Origin of the sequence: Bradyrhizobium sp. Arg816 (assembly GCF_029989365.1) — a bacterium.
GTDB lineage: Bacteria > Pseudomonadota > Alphaproteobacteria > Rhizobiales > Xanthobacteraceae > Bradyrhizobium.
Genome location: NZ_JAPRAQ010000026.1, coordinates 111391 through 130898, shown reverse-complemented (window position 1 = coordinate 130898; position 19508 = coordinate 111391). Strand labels below are relative to the sequence as shown.

Here is a 19508-nt window from a genome sequence, read left to right as displayed (position 1 = left end):
CGCGAACTCCCATACAGGCCCGCAGCTCCATCGCTGCATCAGAGGCCGGACAGATGGCAGCATCCGACTACGTGCCAATCTTCCTCAAAAACCGCTTGCATCTGGCGGGGCGTCCACAGATGAGTACGCGCTAATCCCCGTAGCCACGCAGCCGCTCGACATCGAGAATGGTGACACCGCCATATTCGAGCCGCAGCAGCCCCTCCTTCTCCAGCCGGTTCAGCGCGCGGTTGGCGTTCTGCCGGGACATGCCGGAGAGCGCCCCGATCTCCTCCTGGGTGATCTCCAGATGTGCGGTGGATTCGGGATAGAGGATCGGATTGAACAGCGAGGCGATGCTGCGCGCGAGGCGTGCGGTGGCATCCAGCGTGCGGTTGACCTCGAGCATGCCGATGAACTGGCCGAGCCGCTCGTTGAGCTGGCGTACCAGGAAGCGGTTGAAGCCGACGCTGTTCTCGAACAGCCACATGAAGGCGCTGCGTTCCATCAGCGCGACGCGGCTGTCGCGTAGCGCGACCACGTCGTAGCGGCGCGGCTCGTTCTTGAGCACGCTGCCCTCGCCGAACCAGGCTCCGGCCGTCAGCCCCGCAAGGCTCGTCTCCTTGCCGTCGCGCGAGACCCCGCCCATCCGTGCCAGGCCGCTCACCATGCCCGCCCAATAGCCGAACGTATCGCCGCGCATGAACACGGTCTCACCGGTGCGGTAGGACCGTTCCGTGATCCCGGTGCGGGCGACCTCGATCTCCGCGTCCGTGAGCTCGCGCGACCAGGCGGCGACCCGCTTCAGTTGATCCTCTGAAATCATGATGCCGAAGCCAGCCGCACCGTTCGCCACCCAATCTCTCTGCTGCACTGCAACACAATCACTTCGACCACCATCCGACGAAAGATGAAGGCCACTCCCGCCTGAAAAAACTTTGTCGCAGAATTGTCAGGCCGGAGACATTTCAAAATAGCGCTTTCCCCTATTGAGGACCACCTTGGGCGATGCGGCTTTTGATCCCGATCGGGAGCAAGAGTGGCGCGGCGCCGGTCGAGACCAATAGCTGCATGGCCTCACCGGCACGGCCGTACTAGGATCGCCCGACAGGAACGGACGAAGAGCGCCGCTGAATGCGCCATCACCGGGAGGGATTTGTTTGGTGGCTACCAGTCTCGAAGTGCGCGGCGTGTCCTTGCGATTCGGCGGCGTCCGTGCGCTGACCGATGTCAGCTTTGCCATCAATGACGGCGAGCTGTTCTCGATCATCGGCCCCAACGGCGCCGGCAAGACTTCGATCGTGAATTGTATTTCCGGTCGCTACAAGCCGACCGAGGGCCAGCTGTTCTACCGGGGCCGCGACATCACAGGGCTGACGCCGAACGCGCGCCCCACGCTCGGCATCGGCCGCACCTTCCAGAATCTGGCCCTGTTCCACCACATGAGCGTGCTCGACAACATCATGGTCGGGCGCCATCACCTTCTGAAAAACAATTTCCTCACGGGATCGCTGTACTGGCTCACCGGCGCGCGCAAGGAAGAACTCGAGCACCGCCGCAAGGTCGAGGAGATCATCGACTTCCTCGATCTCCAGTCGGTGCGAAAGGCGCAAGCCGGCACCCTCTCCTACGGCCTGCGCAAACGCGTCGAGCTCGCCCGTGCCATGGCGCTGGAGCCGCGCCTCATTCTCCTCGACGAGCCGATGGCCGGCATGAACTTCGAGGAGAAAGAGGACATGGCCCGCTACGTCGTCGACCTCAACGAGGAGTTCGGGATGACGGTGGTGATGATCGAGCACGACATGGGCGTGGTGATGGACATCTCCCACCGCGTCATGGTGCTGGATTTCGGCCGCAAGATCGCCGAGGGCGATCCGGCCGCCGTGCTCGCCGATCCCCACGTCAGGCGCGCCTATCTCGGCGAGGAGGACGAGGTGCTGGTCGATCCGGACGATGCTCCGCCGGCGCAGGAGAGTGCGGCATGATGGATTACGCGGGCCGCGTCGCGCAGGCCGACACCTATCCGAAGATGCTGCGGCTCAATGCCAGGGAGCACGGCAACGAGATCGCGTTGCGCGAAAAGGATCTCGGGCTCTGGCGCATCTTCACCTGGAATGACTACAACACCCGCGTACGCGACTTTGCGCTCGGCCTCATCGAATTGGGCTTGGGGCGCGAGGACGTCATCGGCATCATCGGCGACAACCGGCCGGACTGGGTCGCGGCGGAAGTGGCGACCCACGCCATCGGTGGATTGAGCCTCGGGCTCTATCGCGACGTGCTGGACGAGGAAGCCTCCTACCTCCTCAACTATGGCGAGGCGCAGGTCGTTTTCGCCGAGGACGAAGAGCAGGTCGACAAGCTGCTCGCGCTTGCCGAGCGGGTCCCGCGGCTGAAGCACATCATCTATTCCGATCCGCGCGGCATGCGGAAATACGACGATCCCAGACTGATGTCGGCGGAAGAGTTCGCCGAACGCGGTCGCGGTCGCGCCACGCGCGAGCCGGAGCTCTACGATCGCCTCGTCGATGCCACCAAGGGCGAGGATGTCGCAATTCTCTGCACCACGTCGGGCACCACCTCGCACCCGAAGCTCGCCATGCTCGCCGCCGGCCGCGTGCTCGGCCATTGCGCGACCTATCTCGCCTTCGATCCGAAGGGGCCGGACGACGAATACGTCTCCGTGCTGCCGCTACCCTGGATCATGGAGCAGGTCTATGTGCTCGGCAAAGGCCTCTTGTGCCGGATGAAGATCAACTTCGTCGAAGAGCCTGATACGATGATGAACGATCTGCGCGAAATCGCGCCGACGTTCGTGCTGTTCGCGCCACGCGTCTGGGAATCCATCGCTGCCGACGTCCGCGCCAAGGTGATGGACGCAACGCCTTTCAAGCAGCGCCTGTTCGACGTCGGCATGAAAAGCGGCCTCGCCGCGCTCGCAGACGGCAAACGTTCGAGCTTTGCCGACGCAATCCTGTTGCGTGCGCTCCGCGATCGTCTCGGCTTTACCCGTCTGCGTTCAGCCGCGACCGGCGGCGCAGCGCTCGGCCCTGATACCTTCAAGTTCTTCCAGGCCATGGGCGTGCCGCTGCGCACGCTCTACGGCCAGACCGAACTGTTAGGGGCCTACACGCTGCATCCCGAGGGCAAGGTCGACCCCGACACGACAGGCGTGCCGATGGCCGACAGCGTGGAGATCCGCATCGACAATGCCGACGTCCACGGCGTCGGCGAGATCGTGGTGCGGCATCCCAACATGTTCCTCGGCTACTACAAGAACCCCGAGGCGAGCGTCGCCGACATCAAGGACGGGTGGATGCTGTCCGGTGACGCCGGCTACTTCAACGCGAACCGCCAGCTCGTCGTCATCGACCGCATCAAGGATCTCGCCGAGACCTCGCGCGGCGAGCGCTTCTCGCCGCAGTTCATCGAGAACAAGCTGAAGTTCTCGCCCTATATCGCGGAGGCCGTGGTGTTAGGGGCCGGCCGCGACACGCTCGCGGCGATGATCTGCATCCGTTACTCCATCATCTCGAAATGGGCGGAGAAGAGCCGCCTCTCGTTCACGACCTACAGCGACCTAGCTTCACGGCCGGAGGTCTACGCGCTGCTCAAGAAGGAAGTCGAGACCGTCAACGCCACATTGCCGCCGGCGCAACGCATCTCGCGCTTCCTGCTGCTCTACAAGGAGCTGGACGCCGACGACGGCGAGCTCACCCGCACCCGAAAGGTGCGCCGCAGCGTCATCAACGAGAAATACGAAGGCATCATCAACGCGATCTACCGCGGCGACGCCGACATCCCCGTCGACACCGTGATCCGCTTCCAGGACGGCACCACACAACGCGTGCGAACGACGCTGCGCGTGGTGGATCTGGGCGGGCATGGGCATATGGCGGAGGCTGCGGAGTGAGCCTGCTTCGAACCGAGACCGCGCTGCCAACCGGTGCGCCCTCTCCCCTTGTGGGAGAGGGCATCTCGGCCGCTCGCCACCCCCTCACTCGGGTGAGGGGTCCTCTCTCCGCACCGTCGCTGCCGAGAGAACCCCTCACCCGTCTTCGCTTCGCGAAGCCACCCTCTCCCACAAGGGGAGAGGGCGTACCGTCATCGCTTCTGCATTTTGCGCGGACATCGACATGAACACCGCCTTCCTCATCCAGCTCCTGGTCAACGGCCTCGTGGTCGGCACGCTCTACGGCGTGGTCGCGATGTCGTTCGTGCTGATCTACAAGGCGACGCAGGTCGTCAACTTCGCGCAAGGCGAATTGCTGCTGGTCGGCGCCTGGGTGTGCTGGGCGCTGCTTGCGAAATACCAGGTGCCGTTCTGGATCGGCATGCCGATGACGCTGGTGTTCATGTTCGTATTCGGCATCGCGATCCAGGTGCTGATCCTGAGACCGATGATCGGCGAACCCATCATCTCGGTGATCATGGTGACGATCGGCCTCTCGACCGTGCTCCAGGCCACGCTGAAATGGATGTTCGGCGTCAATCCGCAACCGTTCCCGCGCGTGTTCGAGAGCCAGTCGGTCAGCCTGTTCGGGCTTCAGATCCAGACCGTCTATGTCATGAGCCTGGTGGTCTCGGTCGCGATGATGATCGGCATGGCCTGGTTCTTCCGCGCCTCCAAGTACGGCCTCGCCATGCGCGCCACCGCGTTCAACCAGCAGGTCGCGCAATCGCTCGGCATCTCCGTCAAGAGCGTGTTCGCGATGGCCTGGGCGATCTCCGCGACGGTGTCGGCGGTCGCGGGCGTGGTGGTCGCCGTCGTCAACGGCGTGTCCTCAGGCCTCGCCGCCTACGGCATCAAGGTGTTCCCGGCGGCGATCCTCGGCGGGCTCGATTCCGTCGGCGGCGCCGTGCTCGGCGGCATCATCATCGGCTTGCTCGAGAACATCGCGCAATATGTCGACAGCGAGTATCTGCACTGGGGCAATCTCTACGAGATCGCACCGTTCTACGTCCTCATCATCGTGCTGATGATCAAGCCCTACGGCCTGTTCGGCACCCACGACATCGAGCGGATCTGATCCATGGCCGGCCCTGCCCTCATCCGTGCTGGTGATTTCCGCACCTCTTACGCGGCGGACACCACGATCTTCCCGACCACGACCAGCCGCAACTTTGCGATCATCGGCGTGCTGTTGCTCTGCCTCGTGCCACAATTCCTCGGCGGGTACTGGCTCAGCATCCTGATCCAGATCGGCATCTTCTCGATCGCGGCGCTCGGCCTCAACATCCTGGTGGGCTTCACCGGCCAGATCTCGATCGGCCATGCCGCCTTTTTCCTGCTCGGCGCCTTCACCTCGGCTTACATCTCCAACAAAGCGCCGATCCCGGTGTTCTTCGCGATCCCGCTTGCGGGCGTCGTCACCGCGCTGGTCGGGCTGATCTTCGGCATCCCAGCGGCGCGATTGAAGGGGCTCTACCTCGTCATCGCAACGCTGGCGGCGCAATACATCCTGCTCGACTTCTTCTCCCGCGCGGAGTGGTTCACCGGCGGCTCGGTGCCGGCCAGCGCCAATCCGTTCTCGATCTTCGGCTTCACGCTGCGCGGCGATAGGCAATATTTCTATGTCGTGCTGGCCTATGTGATCGCGAGCTACATCCTCGTCACCAATCTGATGCGCACACGCGACGGCCGCGCGCTGGTGGCGATCCGCGACCATTATCTCTCCGCCGAGATCATGGGCATCAACCTCACCAAATACCGTACGCTGTCGTTCGGCCTCGCCGCCTTCTTCGCCGGCATCGCGGGCGCGCTCTATGCGCATTACCAGCTCGTGGTCTCGCAGGAGGGTTTCGGCATCGAGCGCTCGATCCTGTTCCTCGCCATGATCATCATCGGCGGCACCGGCTCGATCATGGGCACGCTGATGGGCACCGCTTTCGTGGTGCTGCTGCCGGAGGCGATGGAATTCATCAGCCACTACCTCAAGGGCGGGGCGATCGACAAGGCGCTGTCGCTCAACACCAACATCACCTTCCTGCGCGAGATCGCGATCGGAGTGATCATCATCGCGTTCCTGATGTTCGAGCCGGACGGGCTCGCCCATCGCTGGCGGCAGATCAAGGCGTATTGGAAACTCTACCCGTTCTCGCATTGAGCGCGGGCAACTCTCTAACCAACGAAAAAACAGGAGGAGGCAACCAATGAAGACAAAATCCCTTTTGAGCACTGCATCGCTCGCGCTGGCCATCGCCGCGTTCTCGGCCGGCGCGCAGGCGCAGATCGCGATCGGCCATCTCGCCGATTATTCCGGCGGCACCTCCGACGTCGGCACGCCCTACGGCCAGGCCGTCGCCGACACCTTCGCCTGGGTCAACAAGAACGGCGGCGTCAGCGGCAAGCAGCTCAACGTCGATACCAACGACTACGGCTACCAGGTGCCGCGCGCGATCGCGCTCTACAAGAAATGGTCGGCGCCGGACTCCAAGGTCGCCGCGATCATGGGCTGGGGCACCGCGGACACCGAAGCGCTGACCGGCTTCCTCGCCCAGGACAAGATCCCCGACCTCTCCGGCTCCTATGCCGCAGCCCTCACCGATCCCGAGGGCGTGAGCGGCAAGGCCAAGCCTGCGCCCTACAATTTCTTCTACGGCCCGAGCTATTCGGACTCGCTGCGCGCGATGTTGATGTGGGCGGCCGAGGACTGGAAGGCCAAGGGCAAGCCCGGCAAGCCGAAGTTCGTGCACATGGGCGCCAACCACCCCTATCCGAACGCGCCGAAGGCCGCAGGCGAAGCCATGGCGCAGGAGCTCGGCTTCGAGGTGCTGCCGCCGCTGGTGTTCGCGCTCACCCCGGGTGACTACAGCGCGCAGTGCCTGAGCCTGAAATCCTCCGGTGCCAACTACGCCTATCTCGGCAACACCGCGGCTTCCAACATCTCCGTCCTGAAGGCTTGCAAGACCGCCGGCGTCGAGATTCAGTTCCTCGGCAATGTCTGGGGCATGGACGAGAACGCCGCCAAGACCGCCGGCGATGCCGCCAACGGCGTGATCTTCCCGCTGCGCACCGCGGTGAGTTGGGGCGGCGATGCGCCCGGCATGAAGACCGTGATGGAGATCTCGAAGATGTCCGACCCCACCGGCAAGGTCTACCGACCGGTGCATTACATCGCGGCGGTCTGCTCGGCGCTCTACATGAGGGAGGCGCTCGACTGGGCCGCCAAGAACGGCGGGGCGACCGGCGAGAACGTCGCCAAGGGCTTCTACCAGAAGAAGGACTGGGTGCCGGCCGGAATGGACGGCGTCTGCAATCCCTCGACCTGGACCGACAAGGACCACCGCGGCACGTTGAAGGTCGACCTCTATCGCACCAAGATCACGGGTGCGACCGACGGCGACCTCAACGATCTCATGGCCAAGGGCACGATCAAGCTCGAGAAGGTCAAGACCGTCGAGCTGCCGCGCAAGCCGGAATTGCTGGGGTGGTGAGCGCTATCTCCGACGTCATGGCCGGGCTTGTCCCGGCCATCCACGTCTGGGCACTCGGCATGAAGAACGTGGATGCGCGGGACAAGCCCGAGCATGACGACAGTAGCAGATTGGCGGCATACCCAATGACCGAAATCATCGATGCAACACGGTCCTCCCCGACCGTCGTGCCCGCACCGCCCCTCCTCGCCGTCCGCAACATCGAGGTCGTCTATGACGACGTCATCCTGGTGCTGCGCGGCCTCAGCCTCGACGTGCCCAAGGGCGCGATCGTGGCGTTGTTGGGCGCCAATGGCGCCGGCAAGTCGACGACGCTGAAGGCGATCTCGGGGCTGCTCAAGACCGAGGACGGCGAGGTCACGCGTGGCGAGATCCTGTTCGAGGGCTCCGCTATCGCCGGCATCGATCCCGACAAGATCGTGCGTCGCGGCATCTTCCAGGTGATGGAGGGCCGGCGCATCGTCGCCGACATGACGTCGCTCGAAAACCTCAGGCTCGGCGCCTTCACCCGCAGGGATCGCGAGGTCGATGCCGATCTCGACATGGTCTTCAACTATTTCCCGCGCCTGAAGGAGCGCACCGGCCTTGCCGGTTATCTCTCAGGCGGCGAGCAGCAGATGCTTGCGATCGGCCGCGCGCTGATGGCGCGGCCGAAGATGATCTTGATGGACGAGCCCTCGATGGGCCTGTCGCCGCTGCTGGTGAAAGAGGTGTTCTCGATCATCCAGAAGATCAACCGCGACCTCGGCGTCACCATCCTGCTGGTCGAGCAGAACGCCCGCGCCGCGCTGTCGGTGGCGAGCCACGGCTACATCATGGAACAGGGCAAGGTCGTGCTCGACGGCACCGCGGACGAACTGCGCGACAACGAGGACGTCAAGGAGTTCTACCTCGGCGGCGCCGGCGATCAGCGCAAGAGCTTCAAGAACCTCAAGAGTTTCAAGCGGCGCAAACGGTGGCTGTGAAACTCAGCTCAGCACCTGCTCCGCTTCCGTGACTGCGCAGAGAACATGATAGAACGACGACGCAGGAATGGTGTCGACCAGCGATTTGCCGTCGCGATCGAACTGGTCGTACCAGCCGCCCTTCACGGGATGGCTGAGATAATGCCGTTCGAGCCGCACCAGCGCCGCGCGCGCCTCGTCCGCAGCGCCCGCCTCGCCGGACTCGGCCTGCGCGATCCATGCCTTGGCCATCTCGGTCTGCGGCCACAGCCGGCGCGTGCTGCGACGGATGTTGCCGCTGGCATCGCCCTCGTCGACCAGGCACCCCGTGGCCTCGTCGCGATAGCGCAGCGCGGTCGCGAGCAGTTCGGCGCGACGCTGTCCGGTCGGGCAACCCGTGATGCGTTCAAACCCTTTCAGCAGCCAGACCCACTCGGCCTGATGGCCGGGCTCGACGCTGACCGGCTCGATCTTGGACCAGTCCTCCTCGAAATACTCCGTCAGGATCCGCTTCTGCTTGTCGTAGAGATTGGCGAGGAACAGCGCGAAGAACTCGCCGGCGCGGTTCTGGAACGACAGATGGTGGGTCGCATCGAAGCACGCGATCATCGCCTCGAACAGATGCATGTGCGGGTTCTGCCGGCGCGGCAGCGAGACCGGCAGGCCTTCATGCACGCCGCCATGCGGCGAGCGCAGATGGCCGTCGAGGAAGGCGAGCAGCGCGTCGATCTCGACGCGAATTTGCGCATCCTGGTCGAGCCCGTAGACGGCCGCGAGCGCAAACAGGATGAAGGCGTGGTCGTAAGCATCGCGCCGGCCGTCCAGCACGGCGCCGTCCGGCGTCAGCCGGTGCACATAGCCGGGCCGGCCGTCGGGCGCCTTCGCTTTGCTGAGCAGCTGCTCCAGTCCCTTCAGCGCGATGGCGCGCCCCTCAGGATACCAGCCCATCTGCGCCGCCTTGGCGTAACAATAGATCTGGCGCGCCTGCACGAGCACGCGCCGCGGCGCGGCCGCGTCGGCCGTGCCGTCACGGTGCAGCCGGTCGACGAAACCGCCTGCCGCATCGTCCCAGCCGACGGACGACCACAGCGGCAGCGCCTCGTCGATCATGCGGCGCTTCAGGCGCGCGACGACGTCTGCCGCCTCGTCAGCCACAATGATGCCTTCGTCCGCCATCGCGTCCCCTCCACGCCTCGACACTGGCCGTCTGATACCCATGCCAGCGGCGGCGTGCAACGGATGCCAACCCGGAAAGACCAGCCATGACCGCCCATTACGACGCCCGCGAGACGCGCGAACCGGCCGTGCGCGAGGCGGAGCTGTTCTCCCGCCTGCCGGACGTGCTGCGCGGCGCGATGGCCGCGCCCGCCTATGCCGAACGGCTGAAGGGCATAGATCCGGCCGCTGTGACCTCCAGGGCGGCGCTGGCGGGCCTGCCGGTGCTGCGCAAATCGGAGCTCCCCGCCCTGCACAAGGCCTCTGCGCCCTTCGGTGGCTTCGTGCCGGCAGCCCCGGGATCGTTCGCCCGCCTCTTCACCTCTCCCGGTCCGATCTTCGAGCCTGAAGGGCGGCAGGCCGATCCCTGGCGCGGTGCGCGGGCGCTGTTCGCGGCCGGGTTCCGCCCCGACGACATCGTGCTCAACACCTTCAGCTACCACCTCACCCCCGGCGGCTTCATCTTCGATGCCTCGGCCCGCGCGCTCGGCTGCGCGGTGATCCCGGCGGGCCCCGGCAATACCGAGCAGCAATTCGAGCTGATCGAGGCCTACCGCCCGGTCGGCTACAGCGGCACGCCGGACTTTCTCAAGATTCTGCTCGATGCCGCAGCAAGCTCGGGGCGCGACGTCTCCTCGATCAAGCGCGCGCTGGTCTCGGGTGCGGCCTTCCCGCCCTCGCTCCAGGCCGAAATCAAGGCACGCGGCATCGACGCCTACCAGGCCTTCGGCACCGCCGACCTCGGCCTCATCGCCTTCGAGACCGAGGCGCGCGAGGGCATGGTGGTGAACGAGGATCTGATCATGGAGATCGTCAAACCCGGCACCGGCGATCCCGTCGCGCCGGGCGACGTCGGCGAGATCGTGGTGACCTCGCTCGATCCGCACCATCCCTGGATCCGTCTCGCGCTCGGCGACCTCACGGCAGCGCTGCCGGGCCAGAGCAAATGCGGCCGTACCAACATGCGCATCAAGGGCTGGATGGGCCGCGCCGACCAGACCACCAAGGTCAAGGGCATGTTCGTCCGCCCCGAGCAGGTCGCCGAGATCGGCAAACGCCATGCCGCGCTCGGCCGCCTGCGCCTCGTCGTCATGCGCCAGGGCGAGGCCGATGCCATGACGCTGCGCGCGGAAACTGCGGCCGCGAGCGACGCCCTGCGCGAGGAAATTGCAGGCACCCTGCGCGCGGTGACGAAACTCGGCGGCAATGTCGAGCTGGTCAGCCCGGGCGCGCTGCCGAACGACGGCAAGGTGATCGCGGACGAACGGTGAGCCAGCGGCTGGAAGAGACCGGAACTCGACCTGCATTCATTTTGATCTCTTGAGACCATAGACGCAACTTCAATGCCTTACACTGCTCGATTTGCAGAAGTACTCGCAATTGGCGAACGTTGTATCAACACACGCATTTAAAATGGCGGCGCGATCTGCAGGTGCCAAGATAAGCGAAACAACTGCAACTCTGCCGCCAATGTTAGTCAGAGTTAGCAGCTTTTCCGGAGCTGAATGATCCTTCAATCATCCGAGCGGACGAATTCTTCCTATGCGCCGCCACCTCGTCCGCCATTTGCAATTTGAAGAATCGTCCGAGGAGCTGATCGACATTCCGCTCAATGCGTTCTTCGGCAGCAAGGTCTGAAAGGAGACGTTCCTGGTTCATCACTTTCAAGGCTGCTTCGTAATAGCGGTTGGAAACTGGAGCGGGATAGCGCTTCCGCACCAAGGGCAGCAAAACCGTATCAACTTCCCTCTTAACCGCAGCGACCCAGTGAGAAGTAGTCTCGTAGTTCTCCTCCGGGCAGGTCTTGTTCAAGTGGTCTGCAAATTCGGATGGTAAGCCCCCAATTTTGATCCGAAAGATCGAGGGTCCCAACTCACGATAGAGGCTACAGCTAAAGCTGACGAGCTCATCGTATTCCTCGGAGACTCGGATGCAGCGTTTAGTCCCGTCGCCATCACGCATGTGCGCGAGTTGTTGTTTCGTCAATTCCATCTGATCATCGCAGAGAGGCAGCGGGTGCTTCCAAAGAATGCTGTTCTCTGCGCGATCAAGCTCAGCGGCCAAATCGATCTCACGCTTCTTCTGAACTCGACGCTTGCGCCACATCAGCGAAGCGATGCTTGCCATGCAATCTTCCTGGAGCGGACCGTCCGGGCTGTATTTCTCGAACAGCCCACGACGAAGCGCGGCAAACTCTTCCGGACTCTCCCAAGGTAGCAGATCAATTGATGAGAAGGCGCCGTGCTTCATCGCGTTCGGCGTTTTCGCGGTGAGAGCTTTTCGTGAACCGGCAGCGCGTTTGCTGAGCGGCAGGTCGTGGGACATGAGCCAATTCTCCGTGTTGATAAACGCGGAACCTCCTCCCTTCCCGATACGACTTGAAAACTTCCTACAAGAACCGGGACAGGCTACGAGAGCCCGCGCGGCTTCCTGAGCCGATGATCGAAAGCGGGACTTTTCTTCCATACAGCAGAAACGTCCAGCTCCGCCGCCGCGATATCCACATCTTTAGCGAGCCCAAAGTGAATCCCGACCAAAGCCGGGCTTGCGAAACGGTTTGTCGCTCGTCTCTCCATCGCTGTCGGCCGGGACTTTTGCTGGCTTCTTCGATCAGTTTCCTTTCCGAACCGGCTTCCAAGTGGCCCGGAGCCGGGACCTCTCGAATCGGCTACGCTGGGGTACGGCTTGCCGGCCTCGTTCCATGCCTGCGCTTTCAGGAATGGGATCGCGAGCGGTCCGCACCAAAACGCATCATCCATAATGGTGCCGCGGGTCATGCCGGGCGTGCGGAGAAGCACGAAACTGATGTAGCTTTCGACCGAGTTGTGACCGGACCAGATTGTGATTGCATCCGCGAAGCGCTTGTTCCGGTAGTTCGGCGACGTGCGCCAGAGATCCATTTGCGCGCAGGTGCCTGCGGAACACTGCGATATTGTTGCCTGCCCTTGCCGTCGTTAAGTGTCACAGGCTTCTTTGCAGCCCCCCACTTGATGGCGAGGGCACTGCCCCACAAGCGGTCGAGGCTGGTTCAGTCATGGAAACTCCATAGAAAAAGCCGCCCGAAAGGCGGCTTGGGTTGTTCGATTAGTGGTTGCGGTGGTAGGAATGACGCCCATGAAGCGCGCCATCCCTTGGATATTGTCTGCGACCCTATCGATCGCCCTTGTCGCGTATTTCTCGGAGTTTCATCGGCTCCAGACCAAAATCGGCATACTCTCCCAGCATACTTTCCACGATCATCAGGACGTTAGACGGGCTGTAATTCGGGCACACCTAGCAGATGCGGATCGCCCAATCGTCATTGTCGGCGACAGCATCACAGAGATGGCGAGTTTTCCGAACGATCTGGATGGTAGGCCACTCATCAACGCCGGCATAGGCGGCGCAACAATTGCCGATTATGCCGCGCTGGCTTCCAAAATATTCGAAGGTTCGCAACCGTCTCTTATCATCGTAGCAATTGGCGCGAACGACACGACCAATCCGAACAGACAGCAGAACATGAAAAATCTGTTGTCTGTTCTTAAACCATACGCTCCTCTTGTTGTTATCGACCCGCCGACCGGGCAGACCGTTGATGGCACCCATCCAACGCGTTCTGTTTCGAGGCTTTGGGTTCAATCGATCGTAGCCGAGATCCTACGTTCGTCCGGCAAGAACTAGAATGGCGAGGCGGCTTGGGTTGCTCTATCAAGGGTTGAGATGGTAGGTTCCGGTCGCGCACCGATACGACCGGGTCTATTTCGTGAAATACAGACTTTTCGCAGTTCTTTTCATCTTGTGTTCAAGCCTGCCGTTCGTCGCGGCCTATTTCCTGGCGCGAGATCCTTCAGACCCTCTGATCTTGAGGCCGCCATTCGATCATCACACGAACTACGCCTATGTCGTCGGCGTCGCTGCCGGATGGTCTGAAGTTGACGACGAGCATGTCGAGCAGTCCTCAACAATAGAGGTATACGAGAACGGCGTTAGACTAGGACCGGCTCACTCCTCAGTGTCAGACGTCGTCATGATTGGAGGCGGCCGGTACAGGTACATGGAAGTTGATTCTGTGAACCACACCAGCGGGATCATCTTTTCGACCAGTGACAACACCGACCCGAATACGAATGGGCGGCTGTACAGGGTGTTTAACCCGAACGCGAAGAAGCCACACCAGCGCGCTCCCCGACAGACCGGGTTGCCCGATTAGCAGTTGCGGTGGTATGCCCCCGATATGGGGAAAGCAGACGCTCGAATTCCTGAACTAGATGGGCTGCGTGGGATTGCCATCCTGCTCGTCTTGGGTTGGCATTTCACCGGCATGTTGATGGACCCTTCAGACGGCGCGGTCCAAGAGATCATTTGGCGATTTGGCATCTTCGGACAGAGCGGCGTCGATCTGTTCTTTGTCCTGTCCGGCTTTCTGATAGTGGGAATTGTCGTCGATAATCGTACCAGTCCAACTCTATTCAGAACGTTTTATGCCAGGCGCGCCCTGCGCATTCTTCCCCCATACCTGCTACTTGTGTTTTCATTCTCAATCGCCAGCGCTATCTTTGGCCGGACGTACTATCTAGGACGAGACCTGCCGCTTTGGTCTCTGCTGACCTTCTCCCAAAACTGGGTAATGTCATACATACGCGATTTCGGCCCAGCCGGCATCAGCGCAACATGGTCACTAACCATTGAGGAGCAGTTCTACTTAGTCGCGCCAGCTATAATTTTCTTCCTGCCCAGGCGTTTTCTTTGGCCAGCCTTAATTGCCGTCGGACTGATGTCTATAGGCGCCCGTTCTATTTGCTTTGCCCTTTACCCCGAAAATGTCTACGCGCCTTACGTCCTGACGCCGCTACGGCTTGACGGACTTAGCGCCGGAGGACTAATCGCCATCGCGTATCGTAGTTCAAAGTGGTCTACCATTGAATCTCGCAAGTCGCTGCTACTAACAGCAATGATTGTATTGCTAGGCATTGCCCCATTTTATACTTGGTTCCTTCATTCTGAAATCGCGCATCAGGTACTCTATCATTTCGGCCATAGCTATTTGACTGTCCTTTACAGTCTCGCGCTTCTCAACATTCTAACTCGCTCGGGGACCGTTGCCACTTCGTGGCTTCGATCTCCGGCAATGATCGGTGTCGGCGCGATTTCATACTCGCTTTATCTATTCCACACGCCGTTTAAAGGCATCTTCTTCATTGCAGCCGGGCACCCTGAGTCATTCCGCTCCTGGACAGACGGGTTGCTCCTGCTTCTGGCGCTGCTCTCGACCTTCGCTTTTTGCGCGGCCTTGTACTGGGTCCTTGAGCGTCCAGCGCAAAAGCTGGGAAAGAGCTTCTTGTACTCTACGACGAAAAGTCCGTGTCATAGAGCTTGCCAGAAACAAGATCGGCCTTTCGAATTGTCCCAACAAACTGTTGACTCGCCGCATCAGTAACGCCCTTGGTGTTACCGATCGCAAATTCCTGAAGGCTTTGGGTCCCGGAAATGGTCGCTGAGTATTCGTCCTTCCCGTTCACGTAACCGAGAACAGCGCTGCCTTGCCTGGTGAGAACGATCCGATATCTCGTGCTGGTGGTTAGGGCCGTCGTCCAGGTCGCACTCGTACTGCCGACCTGCGAGTACATGGTGGTGACGCCGCCAGCAGAGGTGGAATTGAGCCGCCTTTCAGGCTAGGCAGCGCAACGTCCGCTTTTTGGGCGGGGCTGACGGCAAGCTTCCAATCACTCAGCTCAGGTCAACTAGTCGCCTCGCTGCGCGACCCGCGGTTGTCATCGATGACAGCGGTCACGCCGTCAATGAAAGCTTGACACTCAGCGTGGGTCTTGAACGTGCCCTTGTACTTCCCGAATAGGAAGACGGTCCGGCCGTAACCCTTTCCGAAGAAGTATTGACCGACGTGTCTGCCGCCTTCGTCTTTGAGCTCAAAGCTACCAAGGCTTTGCACTGACGTGAGGTCTGTCTCAGGCAGTTTGATCTGCACATCTGTCTCCGCGATGCCGGGTCCGAAATCCCTATCATAAACTGCGTGGACGCCACAACTTAGCGGCAAAACGGTGGTCGCCTCTTAGGAGGGAATTAAGGGGCCGGTTTGCAGGTCTACGAACCGGCCGTCGTTACCTTCGACGAACTTAGTACTTCCTGACGAACGATTGCCGTAGGACTGTTTGCGGCCACCCGCGGGTCGCTGCACGAGCAGCAAATCGTCGCCCAGATTTTGTTGTCCGACGACGGTCGCAAGCATCGATCGTACGCTTGCTAAACAACGAACAAGTTCCCAATCACCGGGGAACATCATGGTCTGAAGGGATGATCCGCAATATCATGAGCGACGAAGCCTACATCAGCAACAGCGTCTATACCTTGACGCGCGCCGACAATCTGATGCTGAACTGCTGCAGGAGGCATCGAAGCTTGCCACGCGCATTCGAGCACTTGGCGCTGCGGCCGTCTGGGACGGTGACGCCAAAGTGATGACTGTTGACGGGAGGCTCGCCATTTCTCTTCGAATGGCTCGCTACTACATCGCGCCGCAACACGCCCCGCCTGGCTGGTACATCGAAGGATTATCGGACCCGCCGAGTTCATTTTGGCGCTGAGGCTGGATCCAGCCACAAACAGAGAGGTGACGAACTATTTCCTATTGCCGCTGAGTGAAATGGCCAAGGAACGAATTAATCTTACGGCGACGCCGCGCTCCCGATTTGCAGTCTATCGTTGCCCTACAATTGAGGACGTCTTGCGAGCAATCATGAACAAAGTGGCAGCCCTCTCAGCATAAGGGCTGTACGAGGCAACTGCACGACTGTGCGTCAGAAGATGTACGCCGCGTCTCGTGATTGGTCGTCTTTCCTGATTGGTTTGTTTATCCGGCGGGTAAATGGCTGCGGACGAACCGCTGAAGATTTCCGGCCTCGAAAAGGTAGCCGCGTATCCCCGCTCCGTTCGCCGCTTCGATGTCAGTGAACTTGTCGCCTATGAGAAAGCTGCGTGCAGAATCAACCGGGAAACGATTCATGATCTTCGTGATCATGCCGGGCTTGGGCTTTCGGCAGGTGCACGAAGTGCGATAAAGCTCAACGCTTGCCTCGGGATGATGTGGACAATACTCGAACGCATCTATTTGAGCTCCAATTTTTGCCAGCTCCTCTGACATCCAGATATGAAGAGCTTGGATATCGGCCTCCTTGTACAATCCCCTAGCAACTCCTGACTGGTTCGTGACTACGAAAGCAAAATATCCGGCGTCGTTGACTGACTTTACAGCTTCGCGCGCACCTGCCGTCCACTTGAAGTTCGCTTGCTCGTACAAATAGCCCGTGTCCTCATTCAGGACGCCATCACGGTCAAAGAACACGGCGGGTCTATTCACTTGTCAGATACCTTGGGGTGGAGCAGGCAAGGGCAAGCATGCCTTTCCGTTCGCAGCACTATCGTACCGGCTTCCGGAGGCGGACGCCCGGGCCACCTCCATTTTCTTCAATGAACTCTACACCGGCTGCTTCGAAGGCGAAGCGCACTACTTGCAATGTCGAACGTCGAGGCTCGTGAACCCCCGCTTCAAGCTGGCGAATTGTTACGATCCCGACTTTTGAGCGGTCTGCCAACTGCTGCTGACTCCAGTCCAAAAGGCCGCGGGCTGCTCGACATTGCATCGGAGAAATCATCTTGAATTCCTTTTGACCCAATATGTCGAAAAAGAATTGATTTGTCTAAAATGTGCATTATAATCACTTCTGTCGATTTTAGATGGAGAGATTCATGATCAACGCGGCTGAGATTCGGAATGCAAGAAGGGATTTCATTGGGGGGTCCGACGCTCGGATCATTATGGGAGAAGACGAAGACAAGCTCATTCGGCTCTGGCGCGAGAAACGAGGTGAGGTCGAGGCGGTGGATTTGAGTCGCGAGCTGATCGTTCAACTTGGAACCACCACAGAGGACCTCAACCGCACCTGGTACGAGCGAACCAGCGGCAACCGCGTCGAAGACGTTCAGAGAAGGGTCAGGCATCCGGTACACAAATGGATGGGAGCAACGCTGGACGGGCGTGTTCAGGAGACCGGGGCAGTATTCGAAGCCAAGTTCATGTTGCCTTGGAATTTTTCAGAGGAAGCTGCAGCGGAGAAGCACATGGCTCAACTGCAGCACAACATGTGGGTCGTGTCGGCACGTTCCGCGGTGCTATCCATCATCACGGGCGGTGGGAAGTGGGTTGAAATCACGGTACATGCTGACCCTCTATACCAACACCTTCTTTTAACGGCCGAAAAGCAATTTTGGCGCTGCGTGCAAAGCGGCGATGCACCGGCCCTGTTCGGAATTGAAACGCCGCGTCCTCGGCTCGAGGCCATCAAGATCGTCGATATGGCAACATCCAACTCCTGGGCTGGACTTGCCGCGACTTACCTGCGCACCCGAGATGCTCACGATGACCATGAGCTCGCCAAAGCCGAATTGAAGAAGCTGGTTCCGGAAGATGCGAAGGAAGCCAGCGGACACGGTATAAGGGCGAAGCGCTCCAAATCTGGCGCGATTAGCTTCGAAACTCTGCGGGTGGAGGTCGCTCATGCATCGGTCCAGTGAGCGCATAGGCGCCCTCGCTGCGGCCTTGGCCAAGGCCCAGGCTGTGCTGATCAACCCCGAAAAAAACCTGACGGCGACAATCCGGTCCCCCTTCCCGCGGGAGGATGACAGGACTTTCCGCTACGCCTCTTTGGCCTCCGGCTTGGACATTGTCCGCAAGACACTGAGCCAGCAGGAGATCGCAACGGTCCAGACCACGCGTGTTGAGCAGGTCTCAGGTCAGATACACCTCTCGACGCTACTGGCCCATGCTTCCGGAGAATGGATTTCCTCTGACCTGCCGGTCTGCGCCGCAAAGGACGTCGAGGCTCCGCACCGAATGGGCTCGTCCTTGACCTATGCCCGTCGCTACGCCCTGTTCGCTCTGGTCGGCATTGCCGGTGAGGACGATCTGGATACCCCCGATGTAATCGCCGGACCTCCCGCTGCCGCCGGGTCGCAAGTGGCTCCGAGCCCCAAGGGGAAGCCGGGCAAGGCGGTGTTAAATCGACCGGCGGTCCTCGAGCCTCCGCAATCTGCTGACCTACGGGAGCGGTTGTTAGCCCAGTTGACGACCCTAAGGGATAGCAACGACCTCCTGGCTTGGGCCAAAGCCAGCCTTCCACTTAAGAACACGCTGCTGGAGGCCGACGCCCGGGCCTTGGAGCGGGCCTATCAGATGAGGCTCGAGGAAATGGCTCGGCCCGAGACTGAAAACGACATGCCTCGATCTGGGCTTGGGAGCAGCCCAGGAGAGGGACCGGTGGAAGGGCCCTCCCCAGACCAAGCCGTTATCGCAGGCCCAGATACCGGTGAGCCGGCGGATCAAAGAGAGGGGCGCCTCACCTTCCCCAAGGAGCCTCCGCGCAAGCGAAGCAAGGCCCATCTTGCTTTTGTCCGGGCACAGCCTTGCGTGATCTGCAAGCAGGCTCCGTCCGACGCCCATCACCTCAAGTTCGCCCAGCCGCGAACATTGGGGCGCAAGGTCAGCGACGAATTCACCGTCCCCTTATGCCGCTCTCACCACCAGGCTCTCCACCGGCACGGGAACGAAAAGGCATGGTGGGTGGATATGCATATATCGCCCTTGCCTGTTGCCAGCGAGTTATGGGCGGCTAGTCCCGTTCATGATCCCGCCAAGCCAAGCACGGCCACTTATGATGCTTCATCGCAGGCCCGGCTGGAGGCCACGGGTCTCAATGGATATCGAGCAACTCGTCTACGAGGTTAGAAGACTCTACGATGCCGCATGCATGCTGGTTCGGATTGCCACGATTATCAGAGAAGGATAGCCCCCAATTCTGCACTGCTTGCAAACGAATATCTGCTCAATGCCTTCTTAGCCTGACAGTCAGTCGATCAGCTCGGAAGTGTAATGATCCCCCA

The 19508-nt window shown here is 60.9% G+C and carries 20 protein-coding genes; 13 read left to right on the top strand and 7 right to left on the bottom strand.

Annotation, left to right across the window (positions count from 1 at the left end; genetic code table 11):
- Positions 1 to 130 precede the first annotated feature (130 nt).
- Positions 131 to 805 carry a Crp/Fnr family transcriptional regulator gene (locus OWC48_RS38585; RefSeq protein ID WP_282524684.1) on the bottom strand — a complete coding sequence of 225 codons (675 nt, stop codon included), beginning with the start codon at positions 803 to 805 and terminating at the stop codon, positions 131 to 133.
- A gap of 337 nt (positions 806 to 1142) precedes the next feature.
- On the opposite strand from OWC48_RS38585, the gene OWC48_RS38580 reads away from it, so the two are divergent.
- From OWC48_RS38580 to OWC48_RS38555, 6 genes are all read left to right on the top strand, one after another.
- Complete coding sequence (locus tag OWC48_RS38580) at positions 1143 to 1964, top strand: ABC transporter ATP-binding protein (RefSeq protein WP_282524676.1); 822 nt, start codon at positions 1143 to 1145, stop codon at positions 1962 to 1964.
- A complete protein-coding gene (locus tag OWC48_RS38575) occupies positions 1961 to 3892 on the top strand; it encodes a long-chain fatty acid--CoA ligase (protein ID WP_282524675.1) in 1932 nt (643 codons plus the stop codon). Before OWC48_RS38580 ends, OWC48_RS38575 begins: the two co-directional genes overlap by 4 nt.
- A 223-nt stretch (positions 3893 to 4115) precedes the next feature.
- Positions 4116 to 5009, top strand: a complete 894-nt coding sequence (locus OWC48_RS38570) for a branched-chain amino acid ABC transporter permease (RefSeq protein ID WP_027545085.1) — start codon at positions 4116 to 4118, stop codon at positions 5007 to 5009.
- Positions 5010 to 5012: 3 nt separating this feature from the next.
- Positions 5013 to 6086, top strand: coding sequence for a branched-chain amino acid ABC transporter permease (locus OWC48_RS38565; protein ID WP_282524674.1), 1074 nt, complete (start codon positions 5013 to 5015; stop codon positions 6084 to 6086).
- A 46-nt stretch (positions 6087 to 6132) separates the two neighbouring features.
- Positions 6133 to 7416, top strand: coding sequence for an ABC transporter substrate-binding protein (locus tag OWC48_RS38560; protein ID WP_282524673.1), 1284 nt, complete (start codon positions 6133 to 6135; stop codon positions 7414 to 7416).
- A 125-nt stretch (positions 7417 to 7541) separates the two neighbouring features.
- Positions 7542 to 8381, top strand: a complete 840-nt coding sequence (locus OWC48_RS38555; RefSeq protein WP_282524683.1) for an ABC transporter ATP-binding protein — start codon at positions 7542 to 7544, stop codon at positions 8379 to 8381.
- A 3-nt stretch (positions 8382 to 8384) separates the two neighbouring features.
- Here OWC48_RS38555 and OWC48_RS38550 read toward each other — a convergent pair whose 3' ends face one another.
- Positions 8385 to 9536 (bottom strand): AGE family epimerase/isomerase, encoded by a 1152-nt coding sequence (locus OWC48_RS38550; RefSeq protein ID WP_282524672.1) that lies wholly within the window; start codon positions 9534 to 9536, stop codon positions 8385 to 8387.
- 86 nt (positions 9537 to 9622) lie between these two features.
- Between OWC48_RS38550 and OWC48_RS38545 the strand changes: the two genes are divergently transcribed.
- Entirely contained in the window at positions 9623 to 10846 is a 1224-nt protein-coding gene (locus OWC48_RS38545) for a phenylacetate--CoA ligase family protein (protein WP_282524671.1), read from the top strand.
- Positions 10847 to 11048: 202 nt separating this feature from the next.
- Here the strand turns inward: OWC48_RS38545 and OWC48_RS38540 are convergent, their stop codons facing one another.
- Positions 11049 to 11900 (bottom strand): hypothetical protein, encoded by an 852-nt coding sequence (locus OWC48_RS38540; RefSeq protein WP_282524670.1) that lies wholly within the window; start codon positions 11898 to 11900, stop codon positions 11049 to 11051.
- An 83-nt stretch (positions 11901 to 11983) separates the two neighbouring features.
- Positions 11984 to 12475 (bottom strand): hypothetical protein, encoded by a 492-nt coding sequence (locus OWC48_RS38535; protein ID WP_282524669.1) that lies wholly within the window; start codon positions 12473 to 12475, stop codon positions 11984 to 11986.
- 214 nt (positions 12476 to 12689) lie between these two features.
- Between OWC48_RS38535 and OWC48_RS38530 the strand changes: the two genes are divergently transcribed.
- From OWC48_RS38530 to OWC48_RS38520, 3 genes are all read left to right on the top strand, one after another.
- Positions 12690 to 13238 (top strand): SGNH/GDSL hydrolase family protein, encoded by a 549-nt coding sequence (locus tag OWC48_RS38530; RefSeq protein WP_282524668.1) that lies wholly within the window; start codon positions 12690 to 12692, stop codon positions 13236 to 13238.
- 82 nt (positions 13239 to 13320) lie between these two features.
- Entirely contained in the window at positions 13321 to 13767 is a 447-nt protein-coding gene (locus tag OWC48_RS38525) for a hypothetical protein (RefSeq protein WP_282524667.1), read from the top strand.
- 24 nt (positions 13768 to 13791) lie between these two features.
- Positions 13792 to 14994, top strand: a complete 1203-nt coding sequence (locus OWC48_RS38520) for an acyltransferase (RefSeq protein WP_282524666.1) — start codon at positions 13792 to 13794, stop codon at positions 14992 to 14994.
- 300 nt (positions 14995 to 15294) lie between these two features.
- Here the strand turns inward: OWC48_RS38520 and OWC48_RS38515 are convergent, their stop codons facing one another.
- Positions 15295 to 15540 (bottom strand): hypothetical protein, encoded by a 246-nt coding sequence (locus OWC48_RS38515; RefSeq protein WP_282524665.1) that lies wholly within the window; start codon positions 15538 to 15540, stop codon positions 15295 to 15297.
- 158 nt (positions 15541 to 15698) lie between these two features.
- Between OWC48_RS38515 and OWC48_RS47230 the strand changes: the two genes are divergently transcribed.
- Positions 15699 to 16031: a recombinase family protein gene (locus tag OWC48_RS47230; RefSeq protein WP_368860680.1), complete on the top strand. Its 333-nt coding sequence runs from the start codon at positions 15699 to 15701 to the stop codon at positions 16029 to 16031.
- Positions 16032 to 16422: 391 nt separating this feature from the next.
- Here OWC48_RS47230 and OWC48_RS38510 read toward each other — a convergent pair whose 3' ends face one another.
- Together OWC48_RS38510 and OWC48_RS38505 are read right to left on the bottom strand one after the other, a co-directional pair.
- A complete protein-coding gene (locus OWC48_RS38510; RefSeq protein WP_282524664.1) occupies positions 16423 to 16929 on the bottom strand; it encodes an HAD family hydrolase in 507 nt (168 codons plus the stop codon).
- 58 nt (positions 16930 to 16987) lie between these two features.
- A complete protein-coding gene (locus OWC48_RS38505; RefSeq protein ID WP_306664666.1) occupies positions 16988 to 17212 on the bottom strand; it encodes a helix-turn-helix transcriptional regulator in 225 nt (74 codons plus the stop codon).
- Positions 17213 to 17318: 106 nt separating this feature from the next.
- On the opposite strand from OWC48_RS38505, the gene OWC48_RS38500 reads away from it, so the two are divergent.
- On the top strand, positions 17319 to 18143 hold the full coding sequence (locus OWC48_RS38500) for a YqaJ viral recombinase family protein (RefSeq protein WP_282524662.1): 825 nt from the start codon (positions 17319 to 17321) through the stop codon (positions 18141 to 18143).
- Positions 18127 to 19353, top strand: a complete 1227-nt coding sequence (locus OWC48_RS38495; RefSeq protein WP_282524661.1) for an ERF family protein — start codon at positions 18127 to 18129, stop codon at positions 19351 to 19353. The genes OWC48_RS38500 and OWC48_RS38495 overlap by 17 nt, the downstream gene beginning before the upstream one ends.
- Positions 19354 to 19508 lie beyond the last annotated feature (155 nt).

What these genes read in the sequence shown, in the direction of transcription:
- OWC48_RS38555 (WP_282524683.1), top strand. Translation starts at nt 7,542, where the DNA reads ATGACCGAAATCATCGATGCAACACGGTCCTCCCCGACCGTCGTGCCC.
- OWC48_RS38535 (WP_282524669.1), bottom strand. Translation starts at nt 12,475, where the DNA reads ATGGATCTCTGGCGCACGTCGCCGAACTACCGGAACAAGCGCTTCGCG.
- OWC48_RS38505 (WP_306664666.1), bottom strand. Translation starts at nt 17,212, where the DNA reads ATGCAATGTCGAGCAGCCCGCGGCCTTTTGGACTGGAGTCAGCAGCAG.
- OWC48_RS38570 (WP_027545085.1), top strand. Translation starts at nt 4,116, where the DNA reads ATGAACACCGCCTTCCTCATCCAGCTCCTGGTCAACGGCCTCGTGGTC.
- OWC48_RS38520 (WP_282524666.1), top strand. Translation starts at nt 13,792, where the DNA reads ATGGGGAAAGCAGACGCTCGAATTCCTGAACTAGATGGGCTGCGTGGG.
- OWC48_RS38540 (WP_282524670.1), bottom strand. Translation starts at nt 11,900, where the DNA reads ATGTCCCACGACCTGCCGCTCAGCAAACGCGCTGCCGGTTCACGAAAA.
- OWC48_RS38495 (WP_282524661.1), top strand. Translation starts at nt 18,127, where the DNA reads ATGCATCGGTCCAGTGAGCGCATAGGCGCCCTCGCTGCGGCCTTGGCC.
- OWC48_RS38545 (WP_282524671.1), top strand. Translation starts at nt 9,623, where the DNA reads ATGACCGCCCATTACGACGCCCGCGAGACGCGCGAACCGGCCGTGCGC.
- OWC48_RS38585 (WP_282524684.1), bottom strand. Translation starts at nt 805, where the DNA reads ATGATTTCAGAGGATCAACTGAAGCGGGTCGCCGCCTGGTCGCGCGAG.
- OWC48_RS38500 (WP_282524662.1), top strand. Translation starts at nt 17,319, where the DNA reads ATGATCAACGCGGCTGAGATTCGGAATGCAAGAAGGGATTTCATTGGG.
- OWC48_RS38575 (WP_282524675.1), top strand. Translation starts at nt 1,961, where the DNA reads ATGATGGATTACGCGGGCCGCGTCGCGCAGGCCGACACCTATCCGAAG.
- OWC48_RS38550 (WP_282524672.1), bottom strand. Translation starts at nt 9,536, where the DNA reads ATGGCGGACGAAGGCATCATTGTGGCTGACGAGGCGGCAGACGTCGTC.
- OWC48_RS38530 (WP_282524668.1), top strand. Translation starts at nt 12,690, where the DNA reads ATGAAGCGCGCCATCCCTTGGATATTGTCTGCGACCCTATCGATCGCC.
- OWC48_RS38565 (WP_282524674.1), top strand. Translation starts at nt 5,013, where the DNA reads ATGGCCGGCCCTGCCCTCATCCGTGCTGGTGATTTCCGCACCTCTTAC.
- OWC48_RS38560 (WP_282524673.1), top strand. Translation starts at nt 6,133, where the DNA reads ATGAAGACAAAATCCCTTTTGAGCACTGCATCGCTCGCGCTGGCCATC.